Genomic DNA, 14,781 nt, shown 5'->3' with positions numbered 1-14,781 from the left:
GCCACAGAGGCGCTATGGCGGGAAAGGCTCCGCACGCCGATCCTGGGGGCTCAACACACTGTGCCTCTCCATGACGCTGCCCCTCCGGGCGTCACAGTCCTGTCACAAGGCTCGGGGTTAATCCCCGCAGTCGCGCGGGTGCGCCGCGCCTTTGTCCAGGAACTGCACATGACACAACAACAATCGATCTCGGGACGGCCTCTGCTGGCGTCCATCGCCGCGGCCCTTCTCGTCGCGGCCTGCGGTGGTGGAGATGGCGGAGGAACCGCCACTGCGGGCAGCGGTGGCGACCCCGGCACAGCGCCCGTCGCGAAGACCGTCAACGGCGTCTTCCTCGATGCCGCCGTCGAGGGACTGGACTACGTGGCTGGCAACGGCGCAAAGGCCCAGACCGGCGCGAAGGGCGACTTCGTCTGCGAAGAGGGCCAGACCGTGCAGTTCAGCATCGGCGCGCTGGTGCTCGGCAGTGCGACCTGCGGCGCCACCGTGACGCCGCTGACCCTCACCGCCGGCACCGACGTGAAGGCCGATGCCGTGGTCAACCGGCTGCTCGCATTGCAGAGCTTCGACGAGGACCGCGACCCGGCGAACGGCATCCGCCTGACGGCGGAACTTCGCGCCGCGCTGAAAGCCGGTGCGCTGGACTTCTCGGCGTCTGCCGCGTCGTTCGACACCGCCCTCAACGGCCTGCTCGCCGCCTTGCCGGCGACCTACGCCAACCGCACCGTGGATGAAGGCCGCCGCGCCCTGGCACTCGAACACTTCCAGAACACGCTGGCCGCGCAGCTCAATACGGTCATCCAGGAATCGGCCACGCAGACCAACGCGCTCGGCACGCTGGCGCTGAAAGTCTCGCGTTACCAACTGCAGGCCGACGCCAAGTACTACGTCCCGTACGAAGGTGACAACGCCAAGACGCGCGCCGACTTCCCGAACGGATTCCTGCCGGCCTACGGTTCCGGCCTGGCCTTCAAGGGCACGGCGGCCGACGGCGCGCTGGAGTTCTACGCCATCACCGACCGCGGTCCGAACGGCGACGGCCCGAACGCACCGGTGCCGGGTGCGGCGGCCGGCACGCTCAACATCAGCAAGGTGTTCCCGGCGCCGTCCTTTGCGCCAAGCTTTGGCGTGGTGCGGGTGGGTGCGAACGGCGCGGTGCTGCAGTCGAGCACGCCGCTGCGCCTGAACGCCGACAAGAAACTCACGGGCCTGCCGCCGCAGACCGGCGTCGGCGCGACCGGCGAGACGCCGTTGACCGACAAGTACGTCTTCGACGCCACCAAGGCCAACTTCGATGCCAACGGCCTCGACCCCGAGACGATGGTGCTCGACAAGGCGCGCAAGGTGCTGTGGACCAGCGACGAGTACGGCCCCTTCGTGGCGCGCATTGCCATCGACACGGGCATCGTCGAGAAGCGCTATGGCCCCGGCAACGGCGCGGCCGACCTGCCGATGGTGCTGGCGCTGCGCCGGCCGAACCGCGGCATGGAAGGCCTGGCGCTCGATGTGGCCAGCGGCAAGCTGCACGGCTACCTGCAGAGCCCGATCGATCCGCGCGACAGTGTGGGCAAGTCGATCCAGGCGAAGCCACCGGGCGGCAAGAACACCGACGTGCGCCACATTGCGAAGTTCGCGCGCTGGCTCGAGTTCGACCCGACGACGGAGACCTCGAAGCTCTACGCCTACCCGATCGATGGCAGCCTGTACGACAAGGACCGCACCGGCAACGCCAAGCTCGGCGACCTGGTGAGCCTGGGCAACGGCCGCTTCATCGTGATCGAGCAGGGCGCGCGCAAGAGTGACGGCAAGGTCATGAACAAGCTGTTCCTGGTCGAGGTGCCCGCCGATGCGACCAACATCGCCGCCATGGACCAGAACCTGGAGATCAGCAGCATCACGCAGGCCGCCTCAAACGGCGTCGACTATGCGGGCGTCGTCACGCTGCGCAAGACCGAACTGCTGGACCTCAACGCGCTCGGCTGGCTGGCCGAGAAGGCCGAAGGCCTCGCGCTGGTCGACGACCACACGCTCGCGCTGGTCAACGACAACGACTTCGGCGTGAGCACCATCCTGCTCGACGCCAACGGCAAGACCGTGGCGGGCAGCATGGAAGACTGCACGGTCGATGCGGCCGGTGCCATCGTCTCGGGCTGCCCGGCCGGCGTGGTCGGCGCGCGCATCGCACGCGGGAGCGACCTCGAGCGGCCGACGCGCTTCTGGATGCTTCGCTTCGACACGGCCTTGTCGGCGCTGCGCGTGCCCGCCGCGCGTTGAAGTTCAAAGCGCCATGAGGGCGGTCGGTAGAAACCGGCCGACCCAGGCCGCGACGGCGGCGATGTGTGCCAGCGCCGTCGCCCAGTAGACCGTCATGAAGCTCGCCTTGCGCACCTTGTGGCGGAACAGGCGCTGCGCGCACCAGGCCCCCGGCCAGCCGCCGATCAGCGCGAGCAGGTGCAGGGTGCTTTCCTGTGTGCGCCAGCGCCCGGTCTCGGCTGCGTGCTTGTCGAAGCCGTAGACGAAGAAGGTGAGAAGGCTGAGCAGCAACAGCCCGCCCACGGCGATCGCTGGAATGCGCGACACCCAGATGCCATAGCCGACCAGCGCTGCGTAGCCGGCAGCCAGCACGACGAAGGGCAGGACGGACGACGAAGAAGGTGCGGCGTCGCGACGACGGCCGGATTCCGGTGCCGCGGGGCGCTGGCGGCGGGCTGTGGCCGGCATCGTTCGCGGCGGGCTGCTGCCCGGGCGGCGGGATGTGGCCCCGATCGCCTCGACCGCCACCGCGCGCGGCCCCTTGCCGCCCACATGGATCTCCTCGAAGCGCAGCGCCATGCCGACCTGCGGCGCCACGCCGCGGTCGACGAAATCGCGCAGGTGCACGAACACATCGGCGGAGATGTCGGGCGAGCGGATGAAGCCGAAGCCTCGCGTGCTTTCCCATCGGACGAGTTGGCCTTGGCGCTTCATCGGCGACGGCGGAAGTGAAGGAGCGGACATTTTCTCCGCGCGCCGAAATGCAAAGAGCCCGCCGGGTGGCGGGCTCTTCGAAAGGTGGTGGTGGCTGCGCGACTCAGCTTGGCAGGCCCGTCACCTGCACCGACAGGTCGAACAGCTTCGCCTTGCCGGCGTAGTAGCGGTCGATGCGCCATTCCTTGAGGATGTCGATGGCGATGTCGAAGGTCTCGAGGTCGAGCTTGTAGAGCTCGGCGACGTTGAACTGCGTTTCGGATTCGAGCGCGAGCACGAGTTGTGCGAGCGTGCGTGCCGACTCGCTCGAAGGGTTGGCGACGATGAATTTGCGGGCAGATTTGATGGCGTTCACGAGTGATCCTTCAAAGGGGATGGCGGCAGACCCGGGGCCGTGGTCTCCGGGTTTGTCCGGTTGAATGACGACGCTTGCGACGGCCGGGAATCGAAGGATTGTCGCAACTCTCATGTGACAGTTTTGTGACGGTTCGACACTTTGGGCTTACCCCGGTTCGGCCTCGTAGCGCAGCACGTGCAGCGGCAGGTCGTGCTGCCTGGCGAGCGCTTCGATCTCGTCGCAGTCCCGCCCTTGCACGAAGGCCGCGATCGCGGCATGCGTGGACGACCGGAACATGGCGTTGCCCGCCTCGGCGCCCAGGCCCACGGCCGCGCACAGGCGCTGCGCGAAGTGCGGCTCGAGCGCGGCGAGGGCAACGCGCCCGTCACGGCAGGGATACACGCGGTAGCCCGCATGCGCGCCGCCGACCGAACCACCGGGCGTGGTGAGTCCCCATTGGCGCGGCAGCGCGAGGTAGTGCGCGGCGGCCGACAGCGCCACCTCGATGCGGGTGCCGCTGCCGTACATGCCGCGGTGCAGCAACGCCTGCAGCACGGCCTCGCTCGCCATCAGCGACCCCGCCATGTCGGCGTAGAGCGTGGGCGGCAGCGTGCAATCGGTGACCAGGCCGCTCTCGGCCAGGTAGGTCAGGTCGTGGCCGGGCTCTTCGGCGCGGTCGCCCGGGGCGCCGACGATGGCGACCATCGACAGGCGCGGATGGCGGGCGTGCAGCGCCTCCCAGCCGAGCCCGAGCTTGTCGAGCGCAGAGGGCCGGAAGGAGGTGATCAGCACGTCGGTCCGTGCGAGCTCGGCGTCGAGCCGGGCACGACCTTCTGCGGTCTTGAGGTCGCCCTGAACGTGCGCGATGCCTTCGTGCATCTGGGCATAGGCGACGGGTGCGTAAAGGCTCATCGGGTCGGCCGAACGCCCGGGCGCTGCAGGCGGCTCGAACTTGACGCATTCGGCGCCCATGGCGCGGCAGCGCATCAGCGCTGCGGGGCCGGGCAGGTTGAGCGCGAGGCTCAGCACGCGGGTGCCGGCAAGGGGTGCGAGGGAAGGCGTGGTCACGGCGAGCTCAGTCGATGACCTCAGCGCCGCGCTGCACCAGCAGCTCGCGCAGCAGCGAGCGGTGGCAGCGGGCGGCGTCTTCGCAATAGCAGCCGACCGCCATCGCGCCGTGGTGCGACAGCGCGGCCAGCAGGTCGAGGTTGCGGCTGGCATCGGGCTCGGCCATCTCGCGCTGGTAGAGGCGCGTGAAGGCGGCCCACTGCGCAGGCGTTTCGGCGGCTTGGCCGAGCTTCATCGTCTCGGCCGAGGGCGCGAGGTTGGGGTACCACACGTCGTACCAGTCCTGGGCGGCGAACTCGGTCTTGGGCACGCCGCGCGGCGGGCGCCGCACGGTGCCGATGCGCAGGCCCTCGCCGGGCGCGCGTGGACTGCCGAGGCGGACGATGCGGATGGCCATGGATGTCTCCTTGAGGTGCGTGTTCAGGTGCCGATGATGCCGCCGTCGCGCCGCTGAACGACCACGGTGGCCGAGCGCGGGCGCGTGCTGGCGGGCAGCGTGCCGTCGGGCCAGGCGCTGTTGAGGGCGCCGGTGCCGTCGTCGCGACGCTCGCCCGGGTGCTGCACGTTGACGAACAGCGTGCGGCGGTCGGGCGTCACGACGCAGCCGGTGATCTCGCAGCCGTTCGGCCCGACCAGGAAGCGGCGGATGCGTCCGCTCGCCGGGTCGGCGCACAGCAGCTGGTTGTTGCCCAGGGCGGCATGGGCGCCGGTGCCGATGGCCTGGCCGCTCATGTCGGTCTGGATCCACAGCAGCCCGCCGCTGTCGAAATGCAAGCCATCGGGCGAGCCGAAGGCGTCGTCGTCGGCCCGCGGGTAGCGCGCGCCGATGTCGGGCAGGGCCGGGTCGCCGGCCTGCACGAAGTGATCCCACGCGAAGCCGTTGCTGGCCGCGTCGCCGCCGTCCTCGCGCCAGCGCAGGATGCCGCCGAAGAGGTTGGGGCCGCGCGGGTTGGCGGCGTCGGTCGCAGGCTTGCCCGCGGTGCCGCGCTGGCTGTTGTTGGTGAGCGTGACGTAGACCTCGCCGGTGCGCGGGTGCACCGCGATCCATTCGGGGCGGTCCATCTTCGTGCCGCCGACGACATCGGCCGCGAGCCGGGCGTGCAGCAGCACCTCGTCGGGGCCGGCGAAGCCGTGTGCCGCATCGAGCCCGCCGCGGCCGTGCACGAGTTCGAGCCAGCGGCCGCGGCCATCGGCATCGAAGCGCACGACATGGAGCGTGCCGTCGTCGAGCAGCGTGCGGTTCGCGGCGCGCGCCGCGGCGTCCTGCCCAGGGCGGACCTTCTCGCGGCTGACGAACTTGTAGATGTACTCGAAGGCCGCGTCGTCGCCCATGTAGACCGCGACGCGGCCGTCCTTCGTCAGCGTGCAGGTCGCGCTCTCCTGGCGCTTGCGGCCGAGCGCGGTGCGCTTGACCGGCGTGCTGCCCGGGTCGAAGGGGTCGATCTCGACGACCCAGCCGAAGCGGTGCGCTTCGTTCGGCTGCTTCGACAGGTCGAAGCGTTCGTCGAAGCGCCAGTACTCGACCCACTGCGCGCCCGGCACCGTGCCGTAGCGGCGCTGCGCCGTCGTCATGCGTGCGGCCGCATCCGCCGGGCCGCCGAAGTAACCGTGGAAGTTCTCCTCGCAGCTGAGGTAGGTGCCCCAGGGCGTGACGCCCATCGCGCAGTTGGCGAAGGTGCCGAGCACCTGCGTGCCCGCCGGGTCGGCGGCGGTGCGCAACCAGGGCGAGCCGGCGGCCGGCCCGGCGATGCGCATCGGCGTGGCACCATGGATGCGTCGTGCATAAGGTGACGGCAGGACCTGCCGCCAGCCGTCGGCCGTGCGCTCGATCTCGATCACCGAGACGCCCATCGCATGCAGCGACTTGCGGACCTTCTCGGCCGTCCAGCGTTCGACGCCGTTGGTGTGCAGCAGGCGCTCGTCGGTGTACTCGTGGTTCATCACCAGCAGGCCGCGTGTGCCGTCGTTGCCGAGCGGAAAGAAGTGCATGCCGTCGTGGTGCATGCCGGCCTGCACCGCCTGGTCGGCGGCGCTGTTGCTGGCGTCGGGCGCGAAGGCCGGCATGGCGCCGGCGATGCCGGTCGGTGTGCCCCAGGGGTACAGCACCTGCGCACGGTATTCGGGCGGCAGCGTGATGCCGTCGTGCAGCGTGGGCGGCACGGCGCCGAAGCCCATCAGCACGGGGTCGTTGCGGCCCGGCACGGCGCAGCCCACGCCCATCAGCGCGACCGTGGCAGCGACTCCCGCCTGCAGAAAGCCGCGGCGGTCGAGCGCGAGGTCTTCAGACGCCATGCAAGCGCACCGTTTCCTCGAGCGGGGCGCGCTCGCTCGCCAGGCCATTCAATGGATGCGCCGTATCCGCGACGCCGATCGCCATGCCCGAGAAGAGCATGCGCCCGGGCGGCAGGGCGATCGCCTGGCCGACCGTCTCGGGGTACATCGCCCAGCATTCCTGCGCGCAGCTGTCGAGCCCCTCGGCGCGCAGCAGCAGCATCACGGTCTGCAGGTACATGCCGAGGTCCGCCCATTGCGGCGGGCCCATGACGCGATCGACCGAACAGAACAGCGCCATTGGCGCGTCGAAGAAGGCGAAGTTGCGCGCGAACCAGCGGCGCCGCGCCGCCTTGTCCTCGCGCGGGATGCCGAGCCGCGCGTACATCTGCTCGCCGATCCGGAAGCGGCGCTCGCGCCAGGGCGACGGCAGATCGGGCGGGTAGACCGCATAGGCGGGCGTCTCCTGCGTGCCCGCCGCGAGCAGCGCCTGCATGCGGGCCTTGAGCGCGGCCAGCGGTTCACCGGCGAGCACATCCACGTGCCAGGGCTGCAGGTTGCCGCCGGAGGGTGCGCGCGCGGCGCGTTCGAGCACGCGGCGGACGGTGTCGGCCGGCACCGGGTCGGGGAGAAAGGCGCGGACCGAGCGGCGGGAGGCGATGGCGTCGTGGAGATGCATGCGCCGATGATGCCGCGCCCGTCCGTCGGCCGTCGTCGCCGGGGCGATATATGAGCTTCGAGCGCGTCTCCAGACGGACCTCAAGGACGTGCGCTGAGAGGACAACGCGCTCGCCGAGCTAGACCACAATTCGACGTCACCCCCGTAGGCCCGAGGGGCCGACACGGGTCCGTCTGGAGTGCCGGGCGACCGAGCACGACAGATCAGTTGGTGCGCTGCTCGAGCGGATCCTTGCCGCTGGCCGGCGCCGAGGACGGTGAGGCCTGGCCGACCGGCTCGGTCACGGTCGGGGAGCTGGCCCCCGCCGCATCGTTTCCGTCTCCGTCTCCGTCGCTGCCGCCGCCACCGCAGCCGCCGATCAGGGCGGCGATGGACAGGAGGACGAGCGCGTTGAGTTTGGCTGACATGTGATTTCTTTCTTGAATGAGGGGTGAGGGGGTGATGGCCGCCGTCGCGGCCCGGCCGCGAGCCCGCTAAGCGGCCGAAGGGCGCCTGGCAGGGAGGACGGTGTGCAGCGTCGGGGAAGGGTGGTGTGTGCACTACCCGGCGACATCAGTTGATGTTCGCGCCCATCGCGTGGAAGGGCTTGCCCGGGACCTTGAACGTGCCGCCGTATTCGAAGGCCGCGTTGTTCAGCAGCTTGCAGCCGCCTTTCTCCTTCGAGCAAGCCGATGAGGCTCCGTAGGTGTGCCAGACCATCGTGCCGTACAGGAAGTTGTGGATGCCCTTGCCGCCGTAGTCGGCCACGCTGAGCACATAGCTTTCGGTGCCGTGGTTGTCGGTGTCTTCCGTCGAGATCGGATCGACCATCCGGCTTTCCTGCAGCGTGCGTGCCACGGAACCCGCGTTGATGTTCGCATCGAAGCGCACCCACTGGACCTTGCGGTCGCCGCGCGAGGTCACGATCACCTCGCGCTCCACCGTGTTGGGGTAGGTTTCCGTCGCGACGACGAACCCCTTTTCCTTGGCGTAGGTGATGCCGGTCGGGTTGCGACCGACGGCGACCGAGAAGCGCTCCACGATGTCCGACGGCGTGCCGCCGGCCTGCTGGTTCAGGTAGCCCGATCCGAGGTCGAACACCCGCAGCTTGCCTTCTTGCGTGGCGATGAACGCGCGGAACGGTGCGGCCAGCGCCACCTTCACGGCCGTCGGGCGGTTGTCCAGGTCCATCACCTTGATCACCGACGGCTTCTGGCTCGGCGCCACGTCGAAGGTGTACGGCCACTGCGAGGGCTGCGTGCCGCGGTTGGCGATCATGCTGTTGAAGCCCGACTGCGATTGACCGAAGTACTGCTGCTTGTAGTACGCCAGGAGCGGGCGCAGGTCCACGAACGCGGCGCGCTTTTCCGACTTGGAGATCACCACCGCCATGCCGGTGCGGGCGTAGGCGTTGGACAGGTCGCCATTGAAGTAGCGGGCGCGAACGCTGGAATTGTCCAGGTCGGTGTCGAAATAGCGGCGAACGAGCTGGTAGTCGTTGTTGGCCAGACCGGTGGACACGGAGATCTCCGTCGGCGCTCTCATGCTCTCGGGCAGGTCCACGAAGCCGATGAGCTTGATGAAGTTGTAGTTGCCCAGCCCGGGCAGGCCCGGGTAGGAACGCTTCCAGTTGCCCCAGTTGCCGCTCCACTGCGATTCGTTGGCCATGGTGCAGTTCTGGCAACCGTCACCCAGCGCCAGCACGGCGACCTGTCCGCGCATGGCGGCCGTGTCCCACACGGTCACCAAGGCGAACTCGCCGCTGTTGGTGATGGTGATGGCCGTGGGTACCTTGCCCGAGGGCAGCTGCGTGCTCATCATCGTGCTGGCGGTGTTGCTGCCGACGCTCACGATGCGGCCGTCGGCGTAGACCGCCAGGGTGCTGGTGCACCAGCCGCCGCGGCCATAGCACTTGCCCAACGCCACCGGCTTGTCGAGCGGGAAGCTCTTGAGGTAGGAGACGATGCTCGCGTCGAGCGCGCCGCCGTCGTTAGCGGGGCCGTCGTAGCGCGTCCAGCTCGGCTCGGGCTCGATCGACATCGTGTTGTGCGCCACGTTGATGGCCTGCACGGAGCCCAGGCCCGGGGCATAGGACTTCTTGTAGAAGCTGGCGTCGGGCGTGGCGTCGGCGATGTAGCCGAAGTTCAGGATGCTCGAGCTGTAGTCGCCCGGTTCGTAGTCGAGCGGCCCGCCGACTTGCCAGTTGCCGCACCAGCCCGTCCAGCCGCAACCGCGGTTGCCTCGGCCGTTGGGGTTCTGGATCGACACCATGTTCATCGACTGGCTGGGGCGCTTGCCGTAGGTCGGCAGGCCGCTCTGCGTGGCGGTGCCGTATTCCGTCGAGGACGGGCCGTAGCGGTAGGCGATGGCCGCGTCGGTGCCCATCTTCTGGGCCATGGCCTGGTATTCCGCATTCGACACTGCGCCGTTGACCATCACGTCACCGGAAATGCCCAGCACGTTCGGGCTGGAGGGTGCGGGTGCAGGCGCCGGTGTGGGGCTCGGCGCAGGGGCCGGAGCAGGCGCCGGCGCCGGCGCCGGCGCGCTCGCGATGGCCGTGTAGCAGGACTTGCTCGCGCCCGGTGCCGGGTCGCCGAACAGCTGGTCGCCGCAGGTGTAGGTGCCCGCAGCGAGCACCTTGGTCACCGTCTGGGTGCCCCGCCCGTACACGACGCTCGTCGTCGTCGTCAGCGTGAAGCTGCCACTTTGACCGGTGATCTCCTTGAGCTGCGTGGTGGAGGTGCCAGGTACCGGGGCCGCTGGGGTTGCGACTGCGTAACAGGCCTTCGGCTTGCCTGGTGCGGGATCACCGAAGAGTTGGTCACCACAGACATAAGTGCCGCTGGCAAGCGACTTCTGGGTCATGAGGGCACCCCAGCCGTAGGCAACGGCGGCGGTTGAAGTCAGCCTGAACGAACCGCTTTGTCCGGTCAGCATCGTGAGCGCTGTGGAACCGGAAGTTGAAGCTGGCTCGGAGCTTGGCGGTGCCGATACATAACAGGCTTTCGGTACGCCCTTTGCCGGGTCGCCGAACAACTGATCGCCGCAAACATAGGTTCCTGCGCCCAGCGTCTTGCTGTTGAACATGCCATTCGCACCGTAGCTCACCACAGTGGCGGAAACCAGCGTGAAAGAGCCGCTTTGGCCAGCCAACGTTGGTGTTTGTGCAGAGGCAGAAAACGGCATGCCAATCGCAAACGCAACGAGAGTGCCTAGGCGTGCGTCAATTAATTTTTTTGACAAAACAATTTCCTAAATAAAGTATTAAAAAAATTGCGCGCAAGGCGCGGCCAACAGCTGATCTAAAGCCGTTTAGGAAACACCCGGCTTCACGCCTGGGCTGGAGGAAAAAAGTGCGGGCGAAGCGAGGTCAGGCGAGCCCTGACGCAGCGCCCGAAGGGGTAGAGCGCCTATGCGACCGAAGGCGTCCTTTTCCTACTTCACAGAACGTGAAATAGGCACTGTCGTGACATGAACCCAAAGTAGTTACATTCATGCCGGATGCGAGGAATTTGCATTACTCTCACTGGGGATCTTGTCCTACAGACAGGCTGATTCTGAACCGAACCTGATATCTCGGCAACAAAAATGCAAATATTTAAAATATTTAAATATTTATTAAATGGCTATTTAGTACTATCGGGAGGTAATTCGTATTACTTCGACGATTAACTAATTGCTTAATCAGGAGCTGCCGGCGCTTCGCCGCCCCAATTCATGGCGCTCAGCGGGTGAGACCGCCGTCGCTGTCCGGCGCCCGACAGGCCCTGGCCGCGTTATCGATCCAGGCGCGGCGTGCCAAGCGACGGACGCCACTGCGGCCTTTTGCACGCGTCACGCGTTCTGCCTGAAGGCGGCCACGATCTCGTCGATCAGCGCCCGGATGCGCGCCGTGTGCCGCAGGTCCTGGTGGGTGACGAGCCACACGTCGTAGGGCACGGCGGTGCTGCGCTCGGGCCACACGCGCACGAGGCCGTCCCGCTCGCCGAACGGCAGCGGCAGCTCGCCCATGCCGATGCCGGCCTTGATCATCGCGCGCAGCATCAGGCTCGAATAGACGCCCGACACCATGCGCCCGCCCTGCAGCGGTTCTCCGACCAGCGTGTGCGCCCGGTTGGCGCTCAGGTGCGGCTGGTAGACCACGAGGTCGTGGCCGGCGAAGGCGGTGCCCGCCACCGGCTCGCCGTGCCGCTTCAGGTAGGCCTTGGACGCGAACAGGCCGATGGGCCAGCGCGCCAGGCGGCGCGCGATCAGGTCGGGGTTCTCCGGCTTCGCGGTGCGCACCGCGACGTCGGCCTCGCGCTTGGCCAGGCTCAGCAGCTGCGTCGTCGTGTTCAGCATCACCTTCACCTCGGGGTGCACTGCGTGCAGGCGGCCGATGGCGGGGATGAGGAACTCGACGGCGATCGAGTCGGTGGTGGTCACGCGCACCTCGCCGGCGAGCCGGTTGTCGACACCCTGCGACTGGCGCACCAGGTCGTTGGCGAACTGCTCCATCTTCTCGGCCGACTTCAGCGCGGTTTCGCCGGCGGACGTGAGTGCATAGCCGTCCGAGGCGCGCAGGAAGAGCTTGGCGCCCAGCGCCAGCTCCAGCGCGGCGATGCGGCGGCCCACCGTGGCCTGGTCGAGGTCCAGCGTCTTGGCGGCGCGCCGCAGCGTGCGTTCGCGTTGGACCGCCAGAAAGATGCGGGTGTCGTCCCAGTTCATGAAGCGCCTCGAAGTGATGCAAATCTGCATTGCTCAGCGGCAATCATGCCGCACTTTTGCATGCATCCGATGCCTACACTTTCCTCAACCTATCACCGCGCGATTCAACGATCCCTTCTCGATCGATCGCGCGGTGCTCCGAAGGAATCGGGACCATGTCCACCCCCTCTCTCGCACCGGCCCGGACCGATCCGCGCGCGGCCTGGCGCCACATCTTCGCGGGCCTGTGCGCCAGCCTCGTGGGCATCGGGCTGGCCCGCTTCGGCTACACCCCGCTGATCCCGCCGCTGATCGAGGCCCACTGGTTCGCGGCGGCCGACGTCGTCACTCTCGGCGCCGCGAACCTCGCGGGCTACCTGGTGGGCGCCTTGCTGGGCCGGCCGATCGCCGCGCGCATCGGCCACACCGCCACGCTGCGCTGGATGATGGTGGGGGTCACGCTGGCCTTCGTCGGCTGCGCGTTCCCGCTCTCGCTGGCCTGGTTCTTCGCATGGCGCCTGGTGTCCGGCGTGGCCGGTGGCGCGATCATGGTGCTGGTGGCGGCCACGGTACTGCCCCACGTTCCCCCGGCGCGCAAGGGCCTGGCGAGCGGCGCGATCTTCCTGGGCGTCGGCCTGGGCGTGGCGGCGTCCGGCACGCTGGTGCCGCTGCTGCTGCACCTGGGCCTGCGCGGCACCTGGCTCGGGCTGGCGGGCGTGTCCGGCCTGCTCGCTGCGGCCAGCTGGTTCGCGTGGCCCGCGTCCGGCCCTACCGACAGGGCCGCACTGGCCCCGGCGGCCGCGCCCCCTGCGCCCGCCCGGCCCGGCTTGCGCGTGCTGTACGCGCAGTACGCCTTGATGGCCGTTGGCCTGGTGGCGCCGATGGTGTTCCTGGTGGACTTCATCGCGCGCGGGCTCGGCGCCGGCGCGCATCTGGGGTCCTTGTTCTGGGTGCTCTACGGCGTGGGCGCGATCGTCGGCCCGCCGCTCTACGGCCTGCTGGCCGACCGGATGGGCCCGCGCCCGGCGGTGCGGCTGGCGCTGGCCGTGCAGGCGCTGGTGCTGGCCGGTGCGTACGGCACCAGCAACCTCGTGGTCCTGGCCGCGCTCACGGTCGTCATCGGCACCTTCCCGCCGGGCATCGTGCCACTGGTGCTGGCGCGGGTGCACGAGTCGATGCCGCACAGCGCGGCGCGGCAGAACCTGGTCTGGAGCCGCGCCACCACGGTCTTCGCGGCTTTCCAGGCGGCGGCCGGCTATGCCTTCTCGGCCCTCTTCAATGCGAGCGGCGGCAATCACCGGCTGCTGTTCATCCTCGCGGCGGCCGCGCTGGTCGTCGCACTGCTGGCCGACCTGGGCCGCCCGTTCGCGGCGCGCCGCAAGGCACCGCACCAGGCCTGCCAGGGCTAGGAGCCGATGCGGTTCGTCCGGGTCGCCCCGGTCCGCAGACGCACCGGGCGCCTCCCGGTCCAGACGCACCCTGCAGCGAGGACCTGCAGCGCGACGATCACGAAGAAGTAGGCCCCGGTGTCGACGCCCCACGACGGCGCTGCGCGAGAGCCGCCGACCATCAATCCCGCCAGCGCGGCCGGCGCGAACGCGTAGAGCGCTTGCGAAAGCGCCACGCTCCGCGCCACCACGCGTGGCACGTCGACCGGCGCGAACTCTGCTTGCGCAATGAGCGGCGGCAGCGAGGTGGCGTTGCCGATGCCGAGCCCGAAGAGCACGATGCCCAGCAGGAAGAGCGCGAGGTGTTCTGGTCCCGCGATCCACAGGAGCAGCGTGCCGAGGGCCTGCATGGCGTAGCTGGCCGCTGCAGCGAGGCGCCGGTCGGTGTGTGCGCCCAGCAGCCGCGCCATGAGCAGCCGGCCACCCATGCCGCAGCCGGTCGCCAGCGCCATGACCGCGCCCGCGAGTCGAGGTCCCATGTCGGGCGCCATCAACGCGAAGAGCTGGGCGATCAGCCCGATCTGGGCGAAGAGGCCCATCGACATCGCGGCGGCGAGCGTCAGGAATCGGCGGTCTCGCCAGAGCGCCGGATGGGGCGCGGCAGCCGGTGCCAGGTAAACGCCGGCATCCGCGGGCTGGTCTTCGCTCGTGGGCGTTCGTGCGAGTTCACGTGTCGCGATGGACATCACCACAGTGACCATGGCCAGCCCCACCATCATGGCCGCGGCCGGGAAGCCGACACGGTCGATCAGGACGGCCCACAGCGGCGAGAACACCATGCCGCCCACACTGGCGCCGTTGTAGGCCTTGGCCAGGGCGAGTGGCCGTCGGTCGGCGAACCAGGGCGAGACGATCGCATTGATGCCCGCCGCACCCAGCGGCACCCAGCCCCCGCCGGTGAGCAGGGCGGCGACGAAGAGCTGCCACGGCTCGTCGGCCGCTGCCCAGCCCAGGACGCCGATGGCCAGCGCGATGGCGCCGGCCAGGGTGGTGGTTGCAACGCCAAATCGCCGGTGGATCCGCGGCAGCAAGGCGACGACACCTGCACCGAACAGGAAGTGAAAGGTGACGGCGGCGGACACCAGCGTCAGCGACCAGCCCGTGCGCACAAGCACTGCATGCAGGAAGACCGGCGGGCCGTAGAACCCGACACCCCAGCCGAACAGCGCGACGACGAAGGCCGCGCGAACGACCGTGTTGCCGTAGAAGTGAAAGGTGGGCGGAGAGGGTGACATGGTGCGAGCGTCTCGAGAGGCGGCGTGTGCCGCGATGCGCTCGATGCTGCGGCGCTGGCCCTGCTGGACACTTCGCTGCGGAACGAAGTGTTGCCGTGTCCGTCTGCCGTA

Annotated in this window: 12 protein-coding genes; 2 read left to right on the top strand and 10 right to left on the bottom strand. The window is 68.8% G+C overall.

The window, feature by feature from the left end; translation table 11 throughout:
- Nucleotides 1-168 precede the first annotated feature (168 nt).
- Nucleotides 169-2,274 carry an esterase-like activity of phytase family protein gene (locus QTH86_RS09080; RefSeq protein ID WP_286645001.1) on the top strand — a complete coding sequence of 702 codons (2,106 nt, stop codon included), beginning with the start codon at nucleotides 169-171 and terminating at the stop codon, nucleotides 2,272-2,274.
- A gap of 3 nt (nucleotides 2,275-2,277) precedes the next feature.
- Here the strand turns inward: QTH86_RS09080 and QTH86_RS09075 are convergent, their stop codons facing one another.
- From QTH86_RS09075 to QTH86_RS09035, 9 genes are all read right to left on the bottom strand, one after another.
- The gene (locus QTH86_RS09075) at nucleotides 2,278-2,967 is read right to left on the bottom strand and encodes a DUF1294 domain-containing protein (protein WP_286645002.1); all 690 of its coding nucleotides are present in this window, start codon (nucleotides 2,965-2,967) and stop codon (nucleotides 2,278-2,280) included.
- A gap of 103 nt (nucleotides 2,968-3,070) precedes the next feature.
- Nucleotides 3,071-3,322, bottom strand: a complete 252-nt coding sequence (locus QTH86_RS09070) for a hypothetical protein (protein ID WP_286645003.1) — start codon at nucleotides 3,320-3,322, stop codon at nucleotides 3,071-3,073.
- Between the two features lie 147 nt (nucleotides 3,323-3,469).
- Entirely contained in the window at nucleotides 3,470-4,372 is a 903-nt protein-coding gene (locus QTH86_RS09065; RefSeq protein WP_286645004.1) for a CoA transferase, read from the bottom strand.
- 7 nt (nucleotides 4,373-4,379) lie between these two features.
- Nucleotides 4,380-4,769 (bottom strand): DUF488 domain-containing protein, encoded by a 390-nt coding sequence (locus tag QTH86_RS09060; RefSeq protein ID WP_286645005.1) that lies wholly within the window; start codon nucleotides 4,767-4,769, stop codon nucleotides 4,380-4,382.
- 23 nt (nucleotides 4,770-4,792) lie between these two features.
- On the bottom strand, nucleotides 4,793-6,664 hold the full coding sequence (locus tag QTH86_RS09055) for a PhoX family protein (RefSeq protein WP_286645006.1): 1,872 nt from the start codon (nucleotides 6,662-6,664) through the stop codon (nucleotides 4,793-4,795).
- Nucleotides 6,654-7,322 (bottom strand): nitroreductase, encoded by a 669-nt coding sequence (locus QTH86_RS09050; RefSeq protein WP_286645007.1) that lies wholly within the window; start codon nucleotides 7,320-7,322, stop codon nucleotides 6,654-6,656. The genes QTH86_RS09055 and QTH86_RS09050 overlap by 11 nt, the downstream gene beginning before the upstream one ends.
- A gap of 203 nt (nucleotides 7,323-7,525) precedes the next feature.
- The gene (locus QTH86_RS09045; RefSeq protein ID WP_286645008.1) at nucleotides 7,526-7,729 is read right to left on the bottom strand and encodes a hypothetical protein; all 204 of its coding nucleotides are present in this window, start codon (nucleotides 7,727-7,729) and stop codon (nucleotides 7,526-7,528) included.
- Between the two features lie 145 nt (nucleotides 7,730-7,874).
- Nucleotides 7,875-10,238 (bottom strand): hypothetical protein, encoded by a 2,364-nt coding sequence (locus QTH86_RS09040; RefSeq protein ID WP_286649418.1) that lies wholly within the window; start codon nucleotides 10,236-10,238, stop codon nucleotides 7,875-7,877.
- Between the two features lie 897 nt (nucleotides 10,239-11,135).
- Nucleotides 11,136-12,008 carry a LysR family transcriptional regulator gene (locus QTH86_RS09035; RefSeq protein WP_286645010.1) on the bottom strand — a complete coding sequence of 291 codons (873 nt, stop codon included), beginning with the start codon at nucleotides 12,006-12,008 and terminating at the stop codon, nucleotides 11,136-11,138.
- A 155-nt stretch (nucleotides 12,009-12,163) separates the two neighbouring features.
- On the opposite strand from QTH86_RS09035, the gene QTH86_RS09030 reads away from it, so the two are divergent.
- A complete protein-coding gene (locus QTH86_RS09030; protein WP_286645011.1) occupies nucleotides 12,164-13,396 on the top strand; it encodes a YbfB/YjiJ family MFS transporter in 1,233 nt (410 codons plus the stop codon).
- On the opposite strand, the gene QTH86_RS09025 is transcribed toward QTH86_RS09030, so the two are convergent.
- Nucleotides 13,393-14,670: an MFS transporter gene (locus QTH86_RS09025; RefSeq protein WP_286645012.1), complete on the bottom strand. Its 1,278-nt coding sequence runs from the start codon at nucleotides 14,668-14,670 to the stop codon at nucleotides 13,393-13,395. The two genes, QTH86_RS09030 and QTH86_RS09025, sit on opposite strands and share 4 nt — an antisense overlap.
- Nucleotides 14,671-14,781: the final 111 nt, after the last annotated feature.

Origin of the sequence: Variovorax sp. J2L1-78 (assembly GCF_030317205.1) — a bacterium.
Classification (GTDB): Bacteria; Pseudomonadota; Gammaproteobacteria; order Burkholderiales; family Burkholderiaceae_C; genus Variovorax; species Variovorax arabinosiphilus.
This window is presented reverse-complemented; position numbering and strand designations above follow the sequence as displayed.